Source organism: Pseudomonas sp. TR47, from assembly GCF_044143025.1.
Taxonomy (GTDB): domain Bacteria; phylum Pseudomonadota; class Gammaproteobacteria; order Pseudomonadales; family Pseudomonadaceae; genus Aquipseudomonas; species Aquipseudomonas putida_E.
Genome location: NZ_JBHFCS010000030.1, coordinates 1 through 22,754 on the forward strand (window position 1 = coordinate 1; position 22,754 = coordinate 22,754).

At 61.8% G+C, this 22,754-nt stretch carries 22 protein-coding genes and 1 pseudogene; 4 read left to right on the top strand and 19 right to left on the bottom strand.

Annotated features, from left to right (window positions below; all coding sequences use genetic code 11):
• A pseudogene (locus ACEWE8_RS23225) lies at positions 1 to 315 on the top strand (cytochrome D ubiquinol oxidase subunit II); the annotation flags it as partial.
• Positions 316 to 340: 25 nt separating this feature from the next.
• Here the strand turns inward: ACEWE8_RS23225 and recX are convergent.
• The 5 genes from recX to ACEWE8_RS23250 form a co-directional block, all read right to left on the bottom strand.
• The gene (recX, locus tag ACEWE8_RS23230; protein WP_046788328.1) at positions 341 to 811 is read right to left on the bottom strand and encodes a recombination regulator RecX; all 471 of its coding nucleotides are present in this window, start codon (positions 809 to 811) and stop codon (positions 341 to 343) included.
• A 17-nt stretch (positions 812 to 828) separates the two neighbouring features.
• Positions 829 to 1,896, bottom strand: coding sequence for a recombinase RecA (recA, locus tag ACEWE8_RS23235; RefSeq protein ID WP_046788327.1), 1,068 nt, complete (start codon positions 1,894 to 1,896; stop codon positions 829 to 831).
• Between the two features lie 103 nt (positions 1,897 to 1,999).
• Positions 2,000 to 2,482 carry a CinA family protein gene (locus ACEWE8_RS23240; protein ID WP_012315851.1) on the bottom strand — a complete coding sequence of 161 codons (483 nt, stop codon included), beginning with the start codon at positions 2,480 to 2,482 and terminating at the stop codon, positions 2,000 to 2,002.
• A gap of 106 nt (positions 2,483 to 2,588) precedes the next feature.
• The gene (locus ACEWE8_RS23245; protein ID WP_115274050.1) at positions 2,589 to 2,924 is read right to left on the bottom strand and encodes a phage holin family protein; all 336 of its coding nucleotides are present in this window, start codon (positions 2,922 to 2,924) and stop codon (positions 2,589 to 2,591) included.
• 202 nt (positions 2,925 to 3,126) lie between these two features.
• Positions 3,127 to 3,873, bottom strand: a complete 747-nt coding sequence (locus tag ACEWE8_RS23250) for a S24 family peptidase (protein ID WP_046788325.1) — start codon at positions 3,871 to 3,873, stop codon at positions 3,127 to 3,129.
• 139 nt (positions 3,874 to 4,012) lie between these two features.
• Here ACEWE8_RS23250 and mutS point away from each other — a divergent pair, with 139 nt between their 5' ends.
• Together mutS and fdxA are read left to right on the top strand one after the other, a co-directional pair.
• Positions 4,013 to 6,586: a DNA mismatch repair protein MutS gene (gene mutS, locus ACEWE8_RS23255; RefSeq protein ID WP_046788324.1), complete on the top strand. Its 2,574-nt coding sequence runs from the start codon at positions 4,013 to 4,015 to the stop codon at positions 6,584 to 6,586.
• A gap of 140 nt (positions 6,587 to 6,726) precedes the next feature.
• Positions 6,727 to 7,050: a ferredoxin FdxA gene (gene fdxA, locus ACEWE8_RS23260; RefSeq protein ID WP_012315871.1), complete on the top strand. Its 324-nt coding sequence runs from the start codon at positions 6,727 to 6,729 to the stop codon at positions 7,048 to 7,050.
• A 499-nt stretch (positions 7,051 to 7,549) separates the two neighbouring features.
• Here fdxA and rpoS read toward each other — a convergent pair whose 3' ends face one another.
• From rpoS to ACEWE8_RS23300, 8 genes are all read right to left on the bottom strand, one after another.
• Positions 7,550 to 8,557 (bottom strand): RNA polymerase sigma factor RpoS, encoded by a 1,008-nt coding sequence (rpoS, locus tag ACEWE8_RS23265; protein ID WP_012315872.1) that lies wholly within the window; start codon positions 8,555 to 8,557, stop codon positions 7,550 to 7,552.
• A 108-nt stretch (positions 8,558 to 8,665) separates the two neighbouring features.
• Complete coding sequence (locus ACEWE8_RS23270) at positions 8,666 to 9,523, bottom strand: peptidoglycan DD-metalloendopeptidase family protein (protein WP_046788323.1); 858 nt, start codon at positions 9,521 to 9,523, stop codon at positions 8,666 to 8,668.
• A gap of 186 nt (positions 9,524 to 9,709) precedes the next feature.
• Positions 9,710 to 10,348, bottom strand: coding sequence for a protein-L-isoaspartate(D-aspartate) O-methyltransferase (locus ACEWE8_RS23275; protein WP_161872020.1), 639 nt, complete (start codon positions 10,346 to 10,348; stop codon positions 9,710 to 9,712).
• 38 nt (positions 10,349 to 10,386) lie between these two features.
• A complete protein-coding gene (gene surE, locus ACEWE8_RS23280; protein WP_039601868.1) occupies positions 10,387 to 11,136 on the bottom strand; it encodes a 5'/3'-nucleotidase SurE in 750 nt (249 codons plus the stop codon).
• Positions 11,124 to 12,182: a tRNA pseudouridine(13) synthase TruD gene (truD, locus tag ACEWE8_RS23285; RefSeq protein ID WP_046788322.1), complete on the bottom strand. Its 1,059-nt coding sequence runs from the start codon at positions 12,180 to 12,182 to the stop codon at positions 11,124 to 11,126. The genes surE and truD overlap by 13 nt, the downstream gene beginning before the upstream one ends.
• Positions 12,179 to 12,652, bottom strand: a complete 474-nt coding sequence (ispF, locus tag ACEWE8_RS23290) for a 2-C-methyl-D-erythritol 2,4-cyclodiphosphate synthase (RefSeq protein WP_046788321.1) — start codon at positions 12,650 to 12,652, stop codon at positions 12,179 to 12,181. The genes truD and ispF overlap by 4 nt, the downstream gene beginning before the upstream one ends.
• Before the next feature lie 144 nt (positions 12,653 to 12,796).
• Positions 12,797 to 13,651, bottom strand: coding sequence for an S-formylglutathione hydrolase (gene fghA, locus ACEWE8_RS23295; RefSeq protein WP_046788320.1), 855 nt, complete (start codon positions 13,649 to 13,651; stop codon positions 12,797 to 12,799).
• A gap of 8 nt (positions 13,652 to 13,659) precedes the next feature.
• Positions 13,660 to 14,772 carry an S-(hydroxymethyl)glutathione dehydrogenase/class III alcohol dehydrogenase gene (locus ACEWE8_RS23300; protein WP_046788319.1) on the bottom strand — a complete coding sequence of 371 codons (1,113 nt, stop codon included), beginning with the start codon at positions 14,770 to 14,772 and terminating at the stop codon, positions 13,660 to 13,662.
• A gap of 107 nt (positions 14,773 to 14,879) precedes the next feature.
• Here ACEWE8_RS23300 and ACEWE8_RS23305 point away from each other — a divergent pair, with 107 nt between their 5' ends.
• Positions 14,880 to 15,776 carry a LysR substrate-binding domain-containing protein gene (locus ACEWE8_RS23305; RefSeq protein WP_046788318.1) on the top strand — a complete coding sequence of 299 codons (897 nt, stop codon included), beginning with the start codon at positions 14,880 to 14,882 and terminating at the stop codon, positions 15,774 to 15,776.
• 136 nt (positions 15,777 to 15,912) lie between these two features.
• Here ACEWE8_RS23305 and ispD read toward each other — a convergent pair whose 3' ends face one another.
• The 6 genes from ispD to accA all read right to left on the bottom strand — a co-directional run bounded on the left by ispD (position 15,913) and on the right by accA (position 22,727).
• Positions 15,913 to 16,620, bottom strand: coding sequence for a 2-C-methyl-D-erythritol 4-phosphate cytidylyltransferase (ispD, locus tag ACEWE8_RS23310; protein WP_046788317.1), 708 nt, complete (start codon positions 16,618 to 16,620; stop codon positions 15,913 to 15,915).
• A complete protein-coding gene (ftsB, locus tag ACEWE8_RS23315; RefSeq protein WP_012315882.1) occupies positions 16,617 to 16,898 on the bottom strand; it encodes a cell division protein FtsB in 282 nt (93 codons plus the stop codon). The genes ispD and ftsB overlap by 4 nt, the downstream gene beginning before the upstream one ends.
• Before the next feature lie 162 nt (positions 16,899 to 17,060).
• Positions 17,061 to 18,350 (bottom strand): phosphopyruvate hydratase, encoded by a 1,290-nt coding sequence (eno, locus tag ACEWE8_RS23320; protein WP_012315883.1) that lies wholly within the window; start codon positions 18,348 to 18,350, stop codon positions 17,061 to 17,063.
• Positions 18,351 to 18,545: 195 nt separating this feature from the next.
• The gene (locus ACEWE8_RS23325) at positions 18,546 to 20,174 is read right to left on the bottom strand and encodes a CTP synthase (RefSeq protein WP_046788316.1); all 1,629 of its coding nucleotides are present in this window, start codon (positions 20,172 to 20,174) and stop codon (positions 18,546 to 18,548) included.
• 269 nt (positions 20,175 to 20,443) lie between these two features.
• The gene (tilS, locus tag ACEWE8_RS23330) at positions 20,444 to 21,724 is read right to left on the bottom strand and encodes a tRNA lysidine(34) synthetase TilS (protein WP_046788315.1); all 1,281 of its coding nucleotides are present in this window, start codon (positions 21,722 to 21,724) and stop codon (positions 20,444 to 20,446) included.
• 55 nt (positions 21,725 to 21,779) lie between these two features.
• Positions 21,780 to 22,727 (bottom strand): acetyl-CoA carboxylase carboxyl transferase subunit alpha, encoded by a 948-nt coding sequence (gene accA, locus ACEWE8_RS23335; protein WP_042111686.1) that lies wholly within the window; start codon positions 22,725 to 22,727, stop codon positions 21,780 to 21,782.
• Between the last annotated feature and the right edge of the window lie 27 nt (positions 22,728 to 22,754).

Genomic DNA, 22,754 nt, shown 5'->3' on the forward strand with positions numbered 1-22,754 from the left:
CACTCCAGCCGCTGGCTGAAGAACCAGTTTGTGATCCGCATGCACCATCGACTCAGCGACGCGGCACTGCATGAGATTCAGGAAGCCTTTGCCGATTTACGACTGAGCGGGAAGTACCATCAACATGCCGACAGTGGCGTAGAGCATGAAGTAGGCAACTACAACCATCTGACCCGCCTGACCTTTGCCTTCAATGGGCGTAATCAAGGGCGTCTGCGTGAGCTGGTGGATTTCATCAACCTGCCGGAGAACTGGGCAAAGCCACAGCCGATGCATACCACGCAGCGGGCGCGGGAGGCGTTGAAGGTCAGCTGAGTGCGCCTGCGATGTGGCTGTTAGATCAGTAGTCGTCCAAGTCTCGGCCGCTGAGCAGGCGGCCGATCATGTCCAAGGGAAACCCACGGTAAGCGAGAAACCGGGTTTGCTGGGCACGGCTGCGGGGGTCATGCGGACGTAGCCCGGCATATTTGCGCTGCCAGGCATCCTGTAGCCGCTCTGCCCAGTTCACACCACAGTCACGCAGTGCCTGGTCAATATCGCCTCGGTTCAGGCCACGCTGGCCCAGCTCCTCGCGAATACGCGCTGGGCCATAGCCGGCATTGGAACGGTACCTGATGAAGCTTTCAAGGTAGCGGGCCTCACTGAGCAGCCCTTCTTCGGCGAGCCGATCGAGAGCGGGCTCAATCAGCTCATCCGTAGCGCCGCGCTGGCGCAGTTTGCGCGTCAGCTCGACGCGACCATGCTCGCGGCGCGCAAGCAGGTCCATGGCTGTCCGCCGAACGGCGACGGGGGTGTCGAGTACGACGGACATGATCGGCCAAGCAGCTATCAATAACCGGCGTCGGCGTCAGCCACGTCGTCGGCTTTGGCATCGGCTGCAGCAGCCTTGCCCGCTTCGGCAACAACACCCGCCTTGAGCAGCTTCTCGCGAATCTGCTTCTCGATCTCGGCACCAATGGCCGGGTTTTCTTGCAGGTACTTGGCTGCGTTAGCCTTGCCTTGGCCGATCTTGTTGCCCTGGTAGGCGTACCAGGCACCCGACTTCTCGACCAACCCTTGAGCAACGCCCAGGTCAATGATTTCGCCGTTACGGTAGATACCCTTACCGTAAAGAATCTGGAACTCAGCCTGACGGAACGGCGGCGAGACCTTGTTCTTGACGATTTTGACGCGGGTTTCGCTGCCGACGACTTCGTCGCCTTCCTTGACTGCACCAGTACGACGGATGTCAAGGCGCACCGAGGCGTAGAACTTCAGGGCGTTACCACCGGTGGTGGTTTCCGGGCTGCCGAACATCACACCGATCTTCATACGGATCTGGTTGATGAAGATGACCAGGCAGTTGGCGTTCTTGATGTTACCGGTGATCTTGCGCAGCGCCTGGGACATCAGACGGGCCTGGAGGCCAACGTGCATGTCACCCATCTCGCCTTCGATTTCTGCCTTGGGCACCAGGGCAGCCACGGAGTCGACGATGATTACGTCAACGGCGTTGGAACGCACCAGCATGTCGGTGATTTCCAGCGCCTGCTCGCCGGTATCCGGCTGCGAAACCAGCAGGTCGTCGACGTTGACGCCCAGTTTGCCGGCGTACTCAGGGTCGAGAGCGTGCTCGGCGTCGACGAAGGCGCAGGTGGCGCCGCTTTTCTGGGCTTCGGCGATGACCGACAGGGTCAGTGTGGTTTTACCCGAAGACTCCGGGCCATAGATCTCGACGATACGGCCTTTTGGCAGACCGCCGATGCCCAGGGCGATGTCCAGGCCCAGGGAGCCTGTGGAAATGGCTGGAATGCCGGTGCGCTCGTGATCGCCCATGCGCATGACCGCGCCTTTGCCGAATTGGCGTTCGATCTGACCCAGGGCCGCAGCCAAGGCGCGCTTCTTGTTGTCGTCCATTGAAATCCTCACGTGTTCGACTTGGCCCTGATGGCCGGAATACCTGTATAAGTAGCCAGTATTATTCCACAGGGAAGCGTTTGAGCAAACCCCTGTCGTCGATTTACTCGGCACCAAGCTGTAACAAGCCGTCTAACGCGGCGATCACCGTCTGTCGGCGCACTGCTTCACGGTCGCCGTCGAAGTGGCGACGCTCACTGCTCACGTGACTGCCATCGGCCCATGCCAGCCACACGGTACCGACCGGTTTGGCCGGCGAGCCACCGTCGGGCCCGGCCACGCCACTGACTGCCACGGCAAAACGCGCACCGCTGGCCGCCTGGGCGCCGCGAACCATGGCTTCGACCACCTCCTGGCTGACTGCACCGACTTGGGCGAACAACGGTTCTGGGACCCCAAGCTGGCGAGTCTTCTGGGCGTTGGAGTAGGTGACATAGCCTGCCTCGAACCAGGCGGAGCTGCCAGGTACGCGGGTGATGGCTTCGGCGATGCCGCCGCCGGTGCAAGATTCGGCGGTGGTGACCTGGGCGCTGAAGCGGCGCAGGTGTTCGCCCAGCCGGGCGGAGAGAACGGTGATCGGGTCCATGGGCAACTCCTGGAAGAGGCTGAGCGACACCCTAGCATTTGAGGGGGCTGATCGGGACAGGCATTGTTCTACCCATGCTCAAACTTTCGCACGCACATCCTCCTGGTCATTCATCGCTCGACGCGGTGCCACGCAAGCCCAGCCGCCTGATCGCCCAGCACTCATAAAGGCGCATGGCTACATCGGCTCCACCTACCGCGGTCAGGCAACCAAATGCGCTGGCCGCCCAGATCGACAGGCCGCTGGCATACAGCAACATCACCGTCGAAACTCCGCAGACGATACAGGCGCCGGAGCGCAGCGCCAGCCGTCGCAGCAGCGACCAACCGGTGGCGCCCGCCTTGTCGGCCCGCCACATTTCGCCGCTGAGACCGCCCAGCGATGCCAGGACGATTACCAGCCAGAGCGGCATCTCCAGTAACACTTGTTGCTCGTTCGTCACTGTCCTGTCTCCTGTGTAACAAAGGCTCAGTCCGCCTCGAGATACAAGCTATGCGTTATCGCATATCCAGTCAATGCATTTATTCATTTAACTGTAGGCATGACTTTGCTAACACGCATGAGTGCTTTTGCTCATCAGGCTGTAGGGCTTTTCTCCAGACGAAAAAAAACCGCCGAAGCGGGTTTTCTTGAAAAAGGCCTGGTCAGCGGGCGTACATGCCCCACCAGAACACATGCCCGAGCAAGCTGATCTGCTCCTCCTGCAACTGCTGAAAGCTGTAGTCTTCATCAGGGTGTTCGTCGCGATTGAAGCTGCGCAGGCGAATACCGGTGGGCAGCCGATACACCTGCTTCACGCGCAATTGACCATTGTGGTTGATGGCGTAGAGATCACCATCGATGATGTCACCGATCGAACACTTGCCGGTGTTTACCCCGACCGTCGCCCCGTCGCGCAGTACCGGCAGCATGCTGTTGCCGCGCACGGTCACGCATTTGGCCTGGTCGAACTGCACGCCGTTATGGCGCAGGCTGCGCTTGCCGAAGCGCAGGCGGGCGCGCTCGCTTTCCTCGATGACGAACCTTCCTGATCCTGCTGCCAATTCGACCTCACGAAGAAAGGGTACTGACACCTCGTCGTCCTCGACGGGCGTTTCATCGTCCCACAGGCTGATGTCGCTGAGGTCCGCATGGCCGCGGGCCGGCAATGCGGCTTCGCGTGAGGCGCCAAGCTCGGCGCGGCCGCGCAGCTGTTCGGTGTTGACGCCGAAATAGTCGGCAATTTTCGACACGTGCCTATCCGAGGGATCGACGATCTTCTCGCTGAGGATCCGCGACAGGGTGGATTGAGGCACGCCCGTGCGCCGGTGCAGCTCTGTGGGGGACAGGCCGTGGCGGGCGAGCAACTCTCTGAGTACGGTGGCTACATTGCGTTTTTGCATAGCATGCATGATGCAGCGCCGCCGCAGGAAATGCAATCCATGCAGCCGGGGCGCGAGGGCACTTGCCCGCCGCCTGCATCTCGGCCAAAAAGCCTGTACCATTGCCGGTTTTACAATCGCCAACCAGATCCCCGCTGTAAGGCCCTGAATGTCTGATCTTTCCGCACACACCCCAATGATGCAGCAGTACTGGAAGCTGAAAAACCAGCACCCGGACCAGCTGATGTTCTACCGCATGGGCGACTTTTACGAAATCTTCTACGAAGATGCGAAAAAAGCCGCAAAACTGCTGGATATCACCCTGACAGCCCGTGGCCAGTCAGCCGGCCAGTCGATCCCCATGTGCGGAATTCCGTTCCACTCGCTGGAAGGCTACCTGGCCAAGCTGGTCAAGCTCGGCGAGTCGGTGGTGATCTGCGAGCAGATCGGTGACCCCGCCACCAGCAAGGGCCCGGTAGAGCGTCAGGTGGTGCGCATCATCACCCCGGGCACGGTCAGCGACGAAGCGTTGCTCGACGAGCGCCGCGACAACCTGATTGCCGCACTGCTGGGGGATGAGCGCCTGTTTGGCCTGGCGGTGCTGGATATCACCAGCGGCAATTTCAGCGTGCAAGAAATCAAGGGCTGGGAAAACCTGCTGGCCGAGCTTGAACGCATCAACCCTGTCGAGCTGCTGATCCCCGACGACTGGCCACGCGACCTGCCGGCCGAGAAACGCCCAGGCGCACGCCGACGAGCCCCTTGGGACTTCGACCGCGACTCGGCACGCAAGGCTCTGTGCCAGCAGTTCGCAACCAAAGACCTCAAGGGCTTTGGTTGCGACAAGCTGACCCTGGCCATCGGCGCCGCCGGCTGCCTGCTGACCTACGCCAAGGAAACCCAACGCACCGCCCTGCCCCACCTGCGCAGCTTGCGCCACGAGCGCCTGGACGACACCGTGATCCTCGACGGGGCCAGCCGCCGCAACCTGGAGCTGGACATCAACCTGGCAGGTGGTCGCGACAATACCTTGCAGTCGGTGATCGACCGCTGCCAGACCGCGATGGCCAGCCGCCTGCTGACCCGGTGGCTGAACCGTCCGCTGCGCGACCTCAAGGTCTTGCAGGCGCGCCAGGATTCGATTCGCTGCCTGCTCGATGGCTACCGCTTCGAAAAACTGCAGCCGCAACTCAAGGAAATTGGCGATATCGAGCGGATCCTCGCCCGTATCGGCCTGCGCAATGCCCGCCCGCGCGACCTGGCGCGCCTGCGTGATGCCCTCGGCGCCCTGCCCGAACTGCAGAACGCCATGGCTGAGCTGGAAGCCCCACACCTGGCGCGCCTGGCGGCCATCACCGGCACCTACCCGGAGCTGGCCAGCCTGCTGGAGCGGGCAATCATCGACAACCCGCCAGCAGTGATCCGCGACGGCGGCGTACTCAAGGCCGGCTATGACAACGAGCTGGACGATCTGCTGGCGATCAGCGAGAACGCCGGCCAGTTCCTGATCGACCTGGAAGCCCGCGAGAAGGCCCGCACCGGCCTTGCCAACCTGAAAGTCGGCTACAACCGCGTGCATGGCTACTTCATCGAGCTGCCGACCAAGCAAGCCGAACAGGCCCCGGGCGACTACATTCGTCGCCAGACCCTCAAAGGGGCCGAGCGTTTCATCACGCCGGAGCTCAAGGCTTTCGAGGACAAGGCGCTGTCGGCCAAGAGCCGCGCCCTGGCCCGCGAAAAAATGCTGTACGACGCGTTGCTCGAGACCCTCATCAGCCACCTTGCACCGCTGCAGGACAGCGCCGCGGCGCTGGCCGAGCTGGACGTGCTGAGCAACCTTGCCGAGCGGGCGCTCAACCTGGACCTTAACTGCCCCCGTTTCGTCGACGAACCTTGCCTGCGCATCGATCAGGGGCGTCACCCGGTGGTCGAACAGGTACTGACCACGCCGTTCGTAGCCAACGACCTGGGCCTGGACAACAGCACCCGGATGCTGATCATCACCGGCCCGAACATGGGTGGTAAATCCACCTACATGCGCCAGACCGCACTGATCGTGCTGATGGCGCACATCGGCAGTTTCGTTCCGGCGGCCAGTTGCGAACTGTCGTTGGTCGATCGCATCTTCACCCGTATCGGCTCCAGCGACGATCTGGCTGGCGGTCGTTCGACGTTCATGGTCGAGATGAGCGAAACCGCCAACATTCTGCACAACGCCACTGACCGCAGCCTGGTACTGATGGACGAAGTCGGCCGTGGCACCAGCACCTTCGACGGCTTGTCGCTGGCCTGGGCGGCTGCAGAGCGCCTGGCGCAGTTGCGTGCATACACGCTGTTCGCCACACACTACTTCGAGCTGACCGTACTGCCGGAAAGCGAACCACTGGTGGCCAACGTCCACCTGAACGCTACCGAACACAACGAGCGCATCGTGTTCCTGCACCATGTGCTGCCTGGCCCCGCCAGCCAGAGCTACGGCCTGGCCGTGGCGCAACTGGCAGGCGTGCCGTCGCCGGTCATCCAGCGGGCGCGCGAGCACCTGGGCCGGCTAGAGACCAGCAGCCTGCCCCACGAACAACCCGTGTCGAACAAAGCCAAGGGCGAGCCACAAGCACCGCACCAGAGCGACCTGTTCGCCAGCCTGCCACACCCGGCCATCGAGAAGCTGGGCAAGCTGGAGCTGGACGACATGACCCCGCGTCAAGCTATCGAAATGCTATATCAACTAAAGAACCTGTTATAACGGCGGGCACTACAAGCTGGTAGAATCCGCCGCGGTTTGCTGGTGCTGCAGGTTATTAGCCTGGCCTGCAGCCACATGCCCGTAAACCGCGCGGCCCTGAGAGGAAGGGCCGCCGCCGTTGCCTGAGGAGAGAACTAGAAATGACCTTCGTCGTCACCGACAACTGCATCAAATGCAAATACACCGACTGCGTGGAAGTCTGTCCGGTGGACTGCTTCTACGAAGGCCCGAACTTCCTGGTCATTCACCCGGACGAGTGCATCGACTGCGCACTGTGCGAGCCTGAATGCCCGGCCCAGGCCATCTTCTCGGAAGACGAAGTGCCTGCGGGCATGGAGAACTTCCTTGAGCTCAATGCCGAGCTGGCGGAGATCTGGCCGAACATCACCGAGCGTAAGGATGCCCTGCCTGACGCCGAAGAGTGGGATGGCAAGCCTGGCAAGATCGCCGATCTGGAACGTTAATCGCCCAGATACGAAAAAGGCCCGCAACGGGCCTTTTTCATTTTCTGCGGGCAAAAAAAGGGGCGGTTTGACCCGCCCACATTTTTTCCGTAGTCCCTGCTTGTCCTGAACATCGTCCTGATGAATCGCGTCTTGCGATGTCCTTGGCGTTCTTCCTGAACGCCTGTGCATGTCCGTGTGCACAGTTCGAATACTAGCGAGTTCTGCAGCGCAGGCAACCGCGAACCCTCACAAGACATTACCGGGGACACATTTCCACAAATCTGAAAAGTTCAATTATTTCAGTTAGTTGAGAAAAAAACAGATCTGGAAACGACAATGATTTACTGGCCTTTACGTGTATGGCTTACACAACAAGTAAGCAAAGGCTTACACGCAGTGCATCAGGGGTAGCAAGTTACACATTGATCACCCCCAGATAATTGCCAGCCGCTCTGGCCTGCGCATAAAAAAACGCCCCGAGGTCATCAGGGCGTTTTTGCATACCGGCATGCAGTGCTTACTGGAACAGCGACTCACTGGACAGGCCATTCTTCTCCAGGATCTCACGCAGGCGCTTGAGCCCCTCTACCTGAATCTGCCGCACTCGCTCGCGGGTAAGGCCGATTTCCAGGCCTACATCCTCCAAGGTGCTGCTTTCATGCCCGCGCAGACCAAAACGGCGTACCACCACTTCGCGCTGCTTGTCGGTGAGCTCGCCCAGCCACTGGTCGATGCTCTGTGACAGGTCGTCATCCTGCAGCAGCTCGCACGGGTCGGTAGGACGATCGTCGGTGAGTGTATCGAGCAGGGTCTTGTCCGAATCTGGCCCGAGCGAAACATCCACCGACGATACCCGCTCGTTAAGACCAAGCATGCGCTTGACCTCGGCAACGGGTTTTTCCAGCAGGGTGGCGATCTCTTCAGGGGAAGGTTCGTGGTCGAGCTTTTGGGTCAACTCCCGCGCGGCACGCAGGTAGACGTTGAGCTCCTTGACCACGTGGATCGGCAGACGAATGGTGCGGGTCTGGTTCATGATCGCCCGCTCGATGGTCTGGCGGATCCACCACGTCGCATAGGTCGAGAAACGGAAACCGCGCTCCGGGTCGAACTTCTCGACTGCACGAATCAAACCCAGGTTCCCCTCCTCGATGAGATCGAGCAAGGACAGGCCGCGGTTCACGTAACGACGGGCGATTTTCACAACCAGGCGCAGGTTGCTTTCGATCATGCGCTTGCGCCCGGCTGGGTCACCCTTCTGCGACAGCCGCGCGAAGTGAACTTCCTCTTCCGGTGAAAGCAGAGGCGAGAAACCGATCTCGTTGAGGTACAACTGGGTGGCATCGAGCGCCCGGCTGTAATCGATGTATTTATGCTGCTTGAGCGTAGAGCCTGACTTGGCCCTGGTCCGAACCGACGGTACAGCAGGTTCGTCTGACACCACATCCGTTTCCAAAACGATGCCCGTCTCCATCAGGAGAACGTCATCGTCGATGTCAAACTCCGGCGCTTCTTTATTGAGAGCCATTGTTATAGTCCTTTGCTGAGTTCGAACTCAGACTCGAGCGGCGCCTGCATCCCTGGCATCGCTGGAGCCTCTCCCCTCTACTTCAGAGGAACAGGCCGGGGACAACAATCAACGCCGTGGCAGGAACTGGAGAGGATCGACGGGTTTGCCCTGGCGGCGAATCTCGAAATGCAGCTTCACCCGATCAGTGCCCGTGGACCCCATTTCAGCAATCGACTGCCCTGCCTTGACCTTCTGCCCCTCCCGAACCAACAGCCTGCGGTTGTGACCGTAGGCACTGACGTAGGTATCGCTGTGCTTGATGATGATCAGTTCGCCGTAGCCCCGCAAGCCACTCCCGGCGTAGACCACCGCACCATCAGACGCAGCAAAAACAGGCTGTCCCAAATCACCGGCGATATCAATGCCTTTATTCAAACTACCGTTTGAAGCGAATTTTCCAATCAGCACGCCATTTGCAGGCCATGTCCAACCGCCCACCGCGCGCTCTGCGGCGGGCACCGTGGTAACGACCGGCGTAGGCGTGGTTCGCGTTGTTGGCGTCGTTTTCCCGCCGCTGGCGGGCGCCGTGATAGGTTTTCCAACGGGGCGACGAATGACCGTCGTCCTGCTCGAAGAAGAGGGGCTGGACACCACCGTGGTACTGCCGGTAGCGCCGCTGCTGAAGCGGATCGCCTGGCCAGGCCGGATGGTGTACGGGGCAGCGATGCCATTGCGTGCGGCGAGCTCCTTGTAGTCCCAGCCGTAGCGAAACGCAATGGAGAACAGCGTATCGCCTGGTTTGACCACATACTGCCCGGAGGTCACGGTCGGCCGCTTGGGCGCCGCATTGCTGCGGTCGACCACGCGTGCGCCGCCCGAGCCGGTGCTGGAGCAACCCGTCAGCAGGGCGCCCATGGCCAGTGCAATCACCAGAAGCTTGAAACCCAACCAATCCTTGCGCTGCCGAATGACTGTGTGCCCCACCCGCGCTCCCCTCATGGTGCCGAAAATCGAAAATACAGAAAGAAATGCAATAATGTTGCAATTATAACCGAGCGCCACTGCATTGGCAGGCTCGGTGCACAGGCTCAGTAAAGAGCCGGGATGCCCCGCCAGATAGACAGGGCGATGCGGCAAGAATTCGTCGCCACCACAAATATTCCCTGCAGCTCAAGCCACCGGGCCATTGAGCAGCGGTACAAAGCGCACAGCGCCCAGTACACGGCGAGAGAAGCCCTGCTCCTCACGCACGATAAGCATCAACTGCTGGACTTCACCAGCAGGGCCTACCGGGATGACCATTCGCCCACCAGGAGCCAGCTGGTCGAGCAGTGCCTGCGGCACTTCCGGCGCCACGGCGGTAACGATGATGCCGTTGTAGGGGGCCAGCGCCTGCCAGCCGTCGCACCCATCCCCCCAGCGGAACACCACGTTGCGCAGGTTCAATTCAACCAGGCGCTCCTTGGCTCGGTCCTGCAGGACCTTGATGCGCTCCACCGAGAACACCCGCTCCACCAGTTGGGCAAGGATGGCCGTCTGGTAACCGGAGCCGGTACCGATCTCCAGCACCTTGTCCAGCGGCCCGGCCTCCAGTAGCAGCTCACTCATGTGTGCGACCATGAATGGCTGGGAGATGGTCTGGTTGTGCCCGATCGGCAGCGCGGTGTCTTCGTAGGCGCGGTGGGCCAGGGCCTCATCGACGAACAGATGGCGCGGCGTACGGCGGATGGCATCGAGCACCTTGGGGTTCGATACACCCTCTTCGCACAAGCGCTGGATCAGGCGCTCGCGGGTACGCTGGGAGGTCATGCCGATACCTCGGCGCTGCAGATCGTCCTGTTCGCGCATCAGAGCACGCCCTCCAGCCAACCGTGGAGCTGCTCGAAGGCATCGTTGAAGGTGCGGTCCAGTTGCAGCGGGGTGATCGACACGTAACCTTGCATCACCGCGTGGAAGTCGGTACCCGGCCCACCGTCCTCGGCATCACCGGCCACGGCGATCCAGTAGCCTTCCTTGCCGCGCGGGTTGACCACCTTGGTCGGTGCCGCCGCCCGCGCCCGGTGACCTAGACGGGTGACCTGTATGCCACGGATGTGCTCCAGCGGCAGGTTGGGAATATTGACGTTGAGGACCGTACGCGGCGGCAGTTCCAGGCGTGACTGCGCCTCGACCAGCCGGCGGGCGATGAACGCTGCAGTCGGCAGGTTGTCGGGCAGACGCGACAGTAGCGAGAATGCCAACGACGTACCGCCGAGGAAGCGCCCCTCCAGCGCGGCAGCGACCGTGCCGGAATAGATCACGTCATCCCCCAGGTTGGCACCGAGGTTGATCCCCGAGACAACCATGTCCGGTGTTTCCGGTAACAGGCCATTGAGCCCCAGGTGCACGCAATCGGTGGGCGTGCCATTGAGGCTGATGAAACCGTTGGCCAGGGTTTGCGGGTGCAACGGCCGGTCCAGCGTCAGCGAACTGCCGGCGCCGCTCTTGTCTTGATCCGGGGCGATCACCACGCACTCGGCATAATCCACCAGCGCACCGTGGAGCGCGGCGAGGCCAGGTGCCGTAACACCGTCGTCATTCGAAATCAGAATACGCATGGGCTGTCCGTCTGCCCTGCCGGCACCAGATCGACGAGTTCGCGCACCACCACGGTGGCGAAGCATCCGGCCGGAAGGACGAATTCCAGTTGCAGGATATCAGGCTCGGGATAATGCCACGTCAGGCCGCCAATAGGGAGCCGCAGGATGCGCCGTTCGTGACTCATGCCTGCATTGGCCAACCATTGGCACAGCAATGCATGCTGCTCGCCTATCGTCGTCTCCAGCGTCGCGGCCGCGCCGGCCGCAGGAGACGGGCCTTCGCCCCACATCGGGCCGGTAGGATGCAAGTCCAGAATGGCCAGGCGAGGGTCTGAGCATTCCTGTTCACCCGCCGAAAAAAAACTGCGGCTATCGGTGAATGCCAACAGGTCACCGATTTGGGCCCGCTGCCAGCTGCCGTCGGCAACGCGGGCAGCCAGTACCTGGTTGAACAGGTAGCTGCGGGCAGCCGAGAGCAGCCGCGAACGTACGTTGCGCTGCTCGGGCAGGGCCTTGCGGGCAGCCCAGTGCTGGGCATCCTGGACATTGCCGCCGCCATGCCCGAAACGCTGGCCGCCGAAGTAGTTCGGCACACCCTGCTGTTTGAGCGTCTGCAGGCGGGCATCGAGGGCAGCATGATCAGCCGCCAGCGCCGTTAGGCGCAGGGTGAAGCCATTGGCCGAATGGGCGCCGCGCTGCAGTTTGCGCTGGTGACGCACCTGCTTGAGCACACGCAGGGTGGCATCTTCGGCACGCGACAGGTCGGGGTCTGCCTTGCCAGGCAGGTGCAGGCTGAACCACTGGCGCGTCAGGGCCTGGCGGTCCTTGAGGCCGGCGTAGCTGATCGAGCGCACCGGCACACCAGCGGCTCGCGCCAGGCGGCGGGCAGCTTCCTCAGTGTTGAGGTCGCGCTTCTCAACCCACAACCACAGGTGCTCGCCCTGGCCCGAAAGCGGAATGTCCAGCACCTCATCGACCTGGAAGTCTTCGGCCACAGCCTTGAGTATCGCAGTGCCCAGGGGTTGGCCCGATGCGCGCGGGCCCAGCAGTTCCAGTTCGGTCATGCTGGCAGCAGCAGGGCGACCGCGTGCACGGCGATACCCTCCTCGCGGCCGGTGAAACCGAGTTTCTCGGTGGTAGTGGCCTTGACGTTGACCTGGTCGAGTTCGACCTGCAGGTCCTCGGCGATCCGTTGGCGCATGGTTTCGATATGCGGAGCCATTTTCGGCGCCTGAGCAACGATGGTGGCGTCGACATTACCGACTTTCCAGCCTTTGGCCTGGACGATGCCGACCACATGGCGCAGCAGCACACGGCTGTCGGCACCCTTGAATTGCGGGTCGGTATCGGGGAAGTGCTTGCCGATGTCCCCGAGCCCCGCCGCGCCAAGCAAGGCATCGCTCAGGGCATGCAGCAGCACGTCACCGTCGGAATGGGCCAGGAGGCCGTATTTGTGGGGGATACGCACCCCACCCAGGGTAATGAAATCACCGTCGCAAAAACGGTGCACATCGTAGCCGTGGCCAATACGCATAGAAAAACGCCCTGATTGAGTCAGGGCGTGATTCTACCTTCATTTGGAGCTGCAAGCTGCAAGCTGCAAGCCACAAGCAAAAAGCAGGCGTTGTGCTGCCCGCACTTTCTTGCGGCTTGAAGCTTGCAGCGTGTAGCTGCAGCCCTACCCCCGGCCAAGTGCCACTGCGTGATGGCGCAGGTGCTCATCGATGAAGCTGGCGATGAAGTAATAGCTATGGTCATAGCCAGGTTGCAGGCGCAGGCTCAGCGCATGCCCCCCTTTGCGGGCCGCCTGCTCCAGCGCTTCAGGCTTGAGCTGCTTGGCAAGGAAGTCGTCACGGTCGCCCTGATCCACCAGCAACGGCGGGCATTCGCCCGCTGGCGTCTCGGCAAGCAGCACACTGGCATCCCACTCGCGCCAGCGCGCCCGGTCTTCACCCAGATAACGGCTGAAGGCCTTTTCACCCCAAGGGCAATCCATCGGATTGCTGATCGGCGAGAACGCCGACACAGAGCGGTAGCGCCCCGGGTTGCGCAGGGCGCAGACCAGCGCGCCGTGCCCACCCATGGAGTGGCCACTGATGCTGCGCTGATCCGAGGCCGGGAAGTGCGCTTCGATCAGCTCTGGCAGCTCCTGGACCACATAGTCGTGCATGCGGTAGTGCTTCGCCCAAGGCTGCTGGGTGGCATTGAGGTAGAAGCCGGCGCCCAGGCCGAAGTCCCAGGCGCCGTCAGGGTCGCCCGGCACCTGTTCGCCACGCGGGCTGGTATCGGGCGCGACGATGATCAGGCCAAGCTCGGCGGCCAGGCGCTGGGCGCCCGCCTTCTGCATGAAGTTCTCGTCGGTGCAGGTCAGGCCGCTGAGCCAGTACAGCACTGGCAGCTTTTCGTCCTGTTCGGCCTGCGGCGGCAGGTAAACGGCGAACACCATGTCGCAACCCAGCACCTTGGAGTGATGCCGGTAACGCTTGTGCCAGCCGCCGAAGCTTTTCTGGCAGGAGATGTTATCCAGGCTCATGGCTCACCTCAGAAGTGGATCACGCTGCGGATGCTCTTGCCTTCATGCATCAGGTCGAACGCCTTGTTGATATCTTCAAGGCCCATGGTATGCGTGATGAAGGTGTCCAGCGGAATCTCGCCCTTCTCGGACATTTCCACGTAGCTTGGCAGTTCGGTACGGCCGCGCACGCCACCGAAGGCAGAACCGCGCCAGACGCGACCGGTCACCAGCTGGAACGGGCGAGTGGCGATTTCCTGGCCGGCACCGGCGACACCGATGATCACCGACTCACCCCAACCCTTGTGGCAGCACTCCAGGGCCGCGCGCATCAGTTGCACGTTGCCGATACATTCGAACGAAAAGTCCACGCCGCCATCGGTAAGGTCGACGATCACTTCCTGGATCGGGCGATCGTAATCCTTCGGGTTGATGCAGTCGGTGGCGCCCAGTTGACGGGCGATCTCGAACTTGGCCGGGTTGATGTCGATGGCGATGATGCGCGATGCCTTGGCTTTGACTGCGCCTATGACCGCCGACAGGCCGATACCGCCCAGGCCGAAGATGGCCACTGTGTCACCCGGCTTGACCTTGGCAGTGTTGAGCACCGCACCGATACCGGTGGTCACGCCGCAACCGAGCAGGCAGACCTTTTCCAGCGGCGCTTGCTTCTGGATCTTGGCGACGGAGATTTCCGGCAGCACGGTGTACTCGGAGAAGGTCGAGGTGCCCATGTAGTGGAACAGCTGCTGGCCCTTGTACGAGAAACGAGTGGTGCCGTCCGGCATCAACCCCTTGCCCTGGGTGGCACGTATGGCCTGGCACAGGTTGGTCTTGCCCGAGCGGCAGAATTTGCACTGACCACACTCAGGGGTATACAGCGGGATCACGTGATCGCCGACCGCCACGGAGGTGACGCCCTCACCTACCGCCTCGACGATCGCGCCACCCTCATGACCCAGAATCGACGGGAAGATACCTTCCGGGTCGGCACCCGAGAGGGTATAGGCGTCAGTGTGGCAAACACCGCTGGCCACAACACGCAGCAGGACTTCGCCGGCCTTGGGCATGGCCACATCCACTTCGACGATTTCCAGAGGTTTCTTGGCCTCGAAGGCTACAGCGGCACGGGACTTGATCATCAAAGGTCTCCAGACAAAGGGTCAGTTCAGACATGCAGTGTAATTCAGCTTGTTTTGATGAATAATCGCGACGAAGACAAAACATTATTGCCGTACAGGGACAATCAATGAGCAGCCGCTGGGAGGGTATCGATGAATTCGTAGCCGTGGCCGAATCGGGCCAATTCACGGCCGCTGCCGAGCGCATGGGCGTATCGTCGTCGCACATAAGCCGGCAGATCGCCCGCCTTGAGGAGCGTTTGCAAACCCGCCTGCTGTATCGCAGCACCCGTCGCGTGACCCTGAGTGAGGCCGGGCAGACATTCCTGCAACATTGCCAACGCCTGCAGGATGGCCGTGAAGAAGCACTGCGTGCCATGGGCGACTTGGCCAGCGAACCCAAGGGGCTATTGCGCATGACCTGTGCTGTGGCTTATGGCGAGCGCTTCATCGTGCCGCTGGTGACGCGCTTCATGACGCTGTATCCACAGTTGCGGGTCGAGGTGGAGTTGAGCAACCGCAGGCTGGACCTGCTGCACGAAGGCATGGACCTGGCGATTCGCCTGGGGCGGCTTGCCGATTCGAGGTTGGTGGCGACGCGCCTGGCGCCACGGCGCATGTACCTGTGCGCTTCACCCGCCTACCTTGAGCGCTACGGCCGTCCACACAGCCTGTCGGAACTGGCCCGGCACAACTGCCTGGTGGGCAGCACGGACCTGTGGGCGTTGCAACAGGACGGGCGCGAGATCAGCCAGCGGGTGCAGGGCAACTGGCGGTGCAACAGTGGCCAGGCGGTGCTGGATGCCGCTTTGCTGGGAATGGGGCTGTGCCAGCTGCCGGATTACTACGTACTGGAACACCTCAACAGCGGCGCGCTGGTGTCGCTGCTGGAGGCGCATCAGCCGCCCAATACGGCGGTGTGGGCGCTGTATCCGCAGCAGCGGCACCTGTCGCCCAAGGTTCGGCGGCTGGTGGATTATCTGAAGGAAGGGTTGGCGGGGATGCCTGAGTACCGAATGGTCTGACAGTTTACCGGGTCCGCTTTGCGGCCCAATCGCCGGCAAGCCGGCCCCCCCACTGGGTTTGCGCTGAACTTGAGAGCAGCGGGGTAACCTGTGGCCGGCTTGCCGGCGATTGGGCCGTGAGGCGGACCCGGCAATCTCAGCGGCGCCCTGACCAACGCTGGCGCAGCCACTCCAGGTCTTCCGGGCGGGTCACCTTGATGTTGTCGCTGCGCCCTTCGATCAGCCGCGGCGCCTGGCCGGACCATTCGATGGCCGAAGCTTCATCGGTGACCACCACATCGGACACCAGGCACTCGGCCAAGGCCCGATGCAAAGCCCCCAGGCGGAACATTTGAGGCGTAAAGGCCTGCCAGATGGTGCTGCGATCCACGGTAGCGCTGACTCGCCCGCTGGCATCGGCCCGCTTCAGGGTATCGCGTGCAGGAACTGCCAGCAGCCCTCCTACCGGGTCATCAGCCAACTGCGACAACAAACGGTCAAGATCCGTGCGTGCCAAGTTTGGCCGCGCCGCATCGTGCACCAACACCCAGTCAGTGTCCGCCGCACCTTGGGCATGCAACAGCAACAAGGCATTGAGCACCGAGTCGGCGCGCTCACGCCCACCTGACGCTCGCTGGATGCGGGAATCGCTGGCGCAGCGCAAGCCAGGCCAGTAAGGATCATCCGCAGCAATGCTGACCACCACGCCCTTGAGCGCCGGATGGCCAAGAAAACAGTCGAGGCTATGCTCGAGAAGGGTCTGCCCACCCAATTGCAAATACTGCTTCGGGCGGTCGGCAGCCATGCGGGCACCAACACCCGCAGCAGGAATCACGGCCCAGAAGGCCGGTAGGGTTTCGATCATTTTTGCGGCAGCTGGAAGAGGGTTTCACCCTCTTTGACCATCCCCAATTCGTGGCGAGCCCGTTCTTCAACGGTCTCCATACCTTTTTTCAATTCCAGGACCTCGGCATAGAGCACGCGGTTACGCTCCAGCAGCCGCTCGTTCTCGGCATGCTGCTCGTCGATCTGCTGCTTGAGCTCAGCCACTTGCGCCAGGCTGCCGTTACCCACCCACAGGCGGTACTGCAGGCCACCAAGCAGCAGGAGCAGGACAAGGAACAACCAATAGGGACTGCGCATCAAGGTATCCAGGTTAAAAAGACCGCCGCGAACAGGCAGACCTCAAATAGCACGAAGCCTGGCCGAGGCCAGGCTTCGTCGACAGAAACCCGCATCATGTGTCAGAAATTTCAGTAAGAAAGTTCCGACAGCTTCGGCTGCTGTCTTTTTACCATCTCTTGCTTAGCCGCGAAACTCGGCACGACCGCGGTAAACCGCTTTGGCGCCCAGTTGTTCTTCGATGCGCAGCAACTGGTTGTACTTGGAGACGCGGTCGGAACGGCACAGCGAGCCGGTCTTGATCTGGCCAGCGGCGGTACCCACAGCCAGGTCGGCAATGGTCGAGTCTTCGGTTTCACCGGAGCGATGCGAGATCACAGCGGTGTAGCCTGCGGCCTTGGCCATCTGGATGGCTTCCAGGGTTTCGGTCAGCGAGCCGATCTGGTTGAACTTGATCAGGATCGAGTTACCGATGCCCTTCTCGATGCCTTCCTTGAGGATCTTGGTGTTGGTCACGAACAGGTCGTCACCGACCAGTTGCACCTTCTCGCCGATCTTGTCGGTAAGGATCTTCCAGCCAGCCCAGTCGGACTCATCCAGACCGTCTTCGATCGAGATGATCGGGAAGCGCTCGGTGAGGCCTTTCAGGTAGTCGGCAAAGCCTTCGGCGTCGAACGACTTGCCTTCGCCGGACAGGTTGTACTTGCCGTCTTCGTAGAATTCGGAGGCTGCGCAGTCGAGGGCCAGGGTCACGTCGGTGCCCAGTTTGTAGCCGGCTTTTTCCACGGCTTCAGCGATGGCGCCCAGGGCGTCTTCGTTGGAAGCCAGGTTCGGCGCGAAGCCACCTTCGTCACCCACTGCGGTGTTCAGGCCACGGGCCTTGAGCACAGCCTTGAGGTGATGGAAGATCTCGGTGCCCATGCGCAGGCCATCGGAGAAGGTCTTGGCGCCAACCGGCTGCACCATGAACTCCTGGATGTCGACGTTGTTGTCGGCGTGCTCGCCACCGTTGATGATGTTCATCATCGGAACCGGCATCGAATACTGGCCTGGGGTGCCGTTGAGGTTGGCGATGTGCGCGTACAGCGGCAGGTCCTGGTCCTGGGCAGCAGCCTTGGCAGCAGCCAGGGAAACAGCCAGGATGGCGTTGGCGCCCAGCTTGGCCTTGTTCTCGGTACCGTCCAGTTCGATCATGGCGCGGTCCAGAGCCTTCTGGTCGGAAGGGTCCTTGCCCAGCAGCAGGTCACGGATCGGGCCGTTGATGTTGCCAACAGCTTTCAGCACGCCCTTGCCCATGTAACGGCTCTTGTCGCCATCACGCAGCTCCAGCGCTTCGCGCGAGCCGGTGGAAGCACCGGACGGCGCGCAAGCGCTGCCGATGATGCCGTTGTCGAGCAGTACATCGGCTTCCACGGTGGGGTTGCCACGCGAATCGAGAACTTCACGACCTTTGATGTCGACGATTTTTGCCATTGTTGTAAGCACTCCAGAATTGACGAAAACAACGCAGCTTTAGGAAATTCTTGCCTTGCACCAGGCGTAGATGCAGCAGGCAGGCCTGGCAGAAGCAGCCCCTGACCGGCGGGTCAGGGGCAGAACGGACGGTACTTTACCCGAGAAATGAGCTTTGCGCGGTTTATACCGTCGGAAAACTCACAAAGCCTGGGCTCAGGCCTTGTTCTTCTGCGCCAGAGCGGCCTTGACGAAGCCGCTGAACAGCGGGTGGCCATCACGCGGGGTCGAGGTGAACTCAGGGTGGAACTGGCAGGCGACGAACCACGGGTGGTCCTTGGACTCGACCACTTCAACCAGCGCACCGTCTTCGGAACGACCGGATACCACCAGGCCGGCATCGACCAGTTGCGGCAGCAGGTTGTTGTTCACTTCGTAGCGGTGACGATGGCGCTCGGTGATCACGTCCTTGCCATAGCAGTCATGCACCTTGGAGCCGGCAGCCAGTTGGCAATCCTGCGCACCCAGGCGCATGGTGCCACCCAGGTCGGAGGCTTCGGTACGGGTCTCGACAGCGCCAGTGGCATCGGCCCACTCGGTGATCAGGCCAACGACCGGGTGGCCGCTGTTGCGATCGAACTCGGTGGAGTTGGCGTCTTTCCAGCCCATCACATTGCGGGCGAATTCGATCACGGCAACTTGCATGCCCAGGCAGATACCCAGGTATGGCACCTTGTTCTCACGGGCATACTGCACCGCGGTGATCTTGCCTTCCACGCCACGCAGGCCGAAACCGCCCGGTACCAGAATGGCGTCTGCGCCTTCGAGCAGGCTGGTGCCCTGGTTTTCGATATCTTCGGAATCGATGTAACGCAGGTTGACCTTGGTGCGGTTGGTGATGCCGGCGTGGCTCATCGCTTCGATCAGCGACTTGTACGCGTCCAGCAGCTCCATGTATTTGCCGACCATGGCGATGGTCACTTCGTGCTCAGGGTTGAGCTTAGCGTCGACTACCTTGTCCCACTCGGACAGGTCGGCGCTGCTGCACTGCAGGCCGAAGCGCTCGACGACGAAATCGTCCAGACCCTGGGCATGCAGAATGCCCGGGATCTTGTAGATGGTGTCGGCGTCTTCAAGGGCAATCACCGCACGCTCTTCAACGTTGGTGAACTGGGCGATCTTGCGGCGCGACGAGTTGTCGATCGGGTGGTCGGAGCGGCAGACCAGCACGTCAGGCTGCAGGCCGATGGAGCGCAGTTCCTTGACCGAGTGCTGAGTCGGCTTGGTCTTGGTCTCACCAGCGGTGGCGATGTACGGCACCAGCGTCAGGTGCATCAGCATCGCGCGCTTGGCGCCGACTTCGAAGCGCAACTGGCGGATCGCCTCGAGGAACGGCTGCGACTCGATGTCGCCCACGGTCCCACCGATTTCCACCAGGGCCACATCGGCATCGCCGGCGCCCTTGATGATGCGACGCTTGATCTCGTCGGTGATGTGCGGGATGACCTGGATGGTCGCGCCCAGGTAATCACCACGACGCTCTTTGCGCAGCACGTGCTCGTAGATACGGCCGGTGGTGAAGTTGTTGTTCTGGGTCATGGTCGTGCGGATGAACCGCTCGTAATGGCCCAGGTCGAGGTCGGTCTCGGCGCCGTCGTGGGTGACGAATACTTCACCGTGCTGGAACGGACTCATGGTGCCAGGATCGACGTTGATGTACGGATCCAGCTTGAGCATGGTGACCTTTAGCCCCCGCGCTTCCAGGATGGCCGCCAGGGAAGCCGAGGCAATGCCTTTCCCCAATGAAGAAACAACACCGCCCGTGACGAATATGTAGCGCGTCATGAAAAACCCTAGAAGTCTGCGTTAAGGCGGCCAGCGCCGCCGGAGAAAGCGAAGGAAGGCCGAAGCCCCCGATCACCTGCGTCAATCACAGTGCATCTCGAAAAACTGCCGCGTCTGTACAGACCAGGGTTATCCCCGGCATGGAGCTCGCTCGTCATTTCCAGAATCAGCCCAGCAAAAAACTGCGTGGTAATCGGCAACTGCCGTGTTTCCGAGGAACGCACAGAAGTTGTATCAAGAAGGGAGGGTAGTCTACCGGAATGTACCCTTCAGCTCAAACCTTGCGCGTTCGTCGGAGGCTGCCAGTGGAGCTGGCAATCGGCCTGCGCCAATCGGGGCAGATTGGCCACTGCCAGCAAGCGCTCGCCACGATACAGCAGTGGCAGGCGCGGTCGCACGAAGTGCGGGACGTGCAGCTCATTGAGCAGGCGCTTGAGGTCGCGCTTGCCCCGCCCTGGTATGTCCAGCACTTCCCCGCCCTGGCGGTAGGCGATGCGCAAATCACCTAGCGGGGCGCCCTGCAGGCTGACGCTGCCGTTCCCGGGCAATGGCAACGGGCTACCGGGCATCTCCCAGCGCAGCGTCCCGCCGACAGGCTGCAGCCAGTCGCCACACAACCACCAGATCCGCCCGTGGCTGCGCTCCAGCTTGCCGTCGGTCAGCTGCCACGCTGGCTGGGAATCGACTGCCGCATCACGCAGGGCTGCCCAACCGGCCCAATGCCGGGTGTCGGGCAGACGGGTGCGCAGGCTCAACCAATATTGCAGGGCATTGCGCTGACGGGCTGGCGAAAGCGCCACCAGGCTCGCGAGGTCAAGCGAGTCGATCCCTGACCACATGGCAGGCGCCCCCTCCCGGGCCACGGCCAGGTCAGCCTGGGCCAGCTCATCAAGCAGCCCGAGCGCCTCACCCAGATGCTCGGCACCGCGAGCCAGGGCCTGGCTGGCCTTCGGCCAACGCTGCTGCAATAGCGGGAACACCTCTGCGCGCAGGAAGTTGCGGGCAAAGGCCGTATCTGCGTTGGACGGATCTTCGGCCCAGATCAACCCATGGGTTTGTGCATACTCATGCAACTGCGCGCGAGAAACGTTCAGCAGCGGCCTGACCACGCGGCCGCGCCCCAGCGGGCGCTGCTGCGGCATTGCGGCCAGGCCACGCAGGCCGGCACCGCGCAGAAGCCGGAACAGCAAGGTTTCGGCCTGATCATCACAGTGCTGCCCCGTGAAAAGGACGTCGCCCGCGCCAAGAACGGTCTCGAATGCCGCATACCGAGCATCGCGCGCAGCCTGCTCCAGGCTCGCCCCGGCAGGGACCTGAACGTGGATGACGGTGAGTTCGATGCCCAGCCGCTCACACACCGCGGTGCAATGGCCTGGCCAGGCATCGGCGGCAGGTTGCAGGCCGTGGTGGATGTGGATGGCATGGAGCGGCGGCGTTGCGTGGATGCGGGCGTAGTCGGCCAGCCAGTGCAGGAGGACGGTGGAGTCGAGGCCACCGGAGAAGGCGATGTACCAGGCAGGGGCATTGAGCCAAGGGGTGAGGTTGATCATTGGAGCCTCACGCGGCTTGAAAGCGTTGGGGGCGCTTTGCGCCCCCAGCGGTGCATCAGAGACCGTAGCTCATCAAGCGCTCATAACGACGGGCCAGCAGCGTGTCGTTGTCGAGCTTGCCGAGCATGTCCAGCTGCTGAACCAGGTCAGCGCGAATGCTTTCGGACATCTGCGCCGGGTCACGATGGGCGCCGCCCAGCGGTTCCTGGATGACCTTGTCGACGATGTTCAGGCTTTTCAGGCGCTCGGCGGTGATGCCCATGGCCTCGGCAGCGTCCGCAGCCTTGTCTGCGGTCTTCCACAGGATCGAGGCGCAACCTTCCGGCGAGATCACCGAGTAAGTGGAGTATTGCAGCATGTTCAGCTGGTCACACACACCGATGGCCAGTGCACCGCCGGAACCACCTTCACCGATGACGGTGGCGATGATCGGGGTCTTCAGGCGTGCCATGACACGCAGGTTCCAGGCGATCGCCTCGCTCTGGTTGCGTTCTTCTGCGTCGATGCCTGGGTATGCACCCGGGGTGTCGATGAAGGTCAGGATAGGCATCTTGAAGCGCTCGGCCATTTCCATCAGGCGGCAAGCCTTGCGGTAGCCTTCAGGGCGCGGCATGCCGAAGTTGCGGCGAACCTTTTCGCGCACTTCACGGCCCTTCTGGTGGCCGATGACCATGACCGGCTTGCCATCCAGGCGCGCGGTACCACCGACGATGGCAGCATCATCTGAGAAGTGACGGTCGCCGTGCAGCTCTTCGAACTCGGTGAAGATGTGCTCCAGGTAGTCCAGGGTGTAAGGACGACGCGGGTGACGGGCCAGGCGGGCGATCTGCCAGCTGGTCAGGTTGCCGAAGATGCTTTCGGTCAGAGTGTTGCTCTTGTCTTGCAGACGGGCAATTTCATCGCTGATGTTCAGCGAGTTGTCGTTACCCACCAAACGCAGCCCTTCGATCTTGGCTTGCAGGTCGGCAATCGGCTGTTCGAAATCGAGAAAATTCGGGTTCATAGTTATCCGTCTTGGGTCTACGGCCAG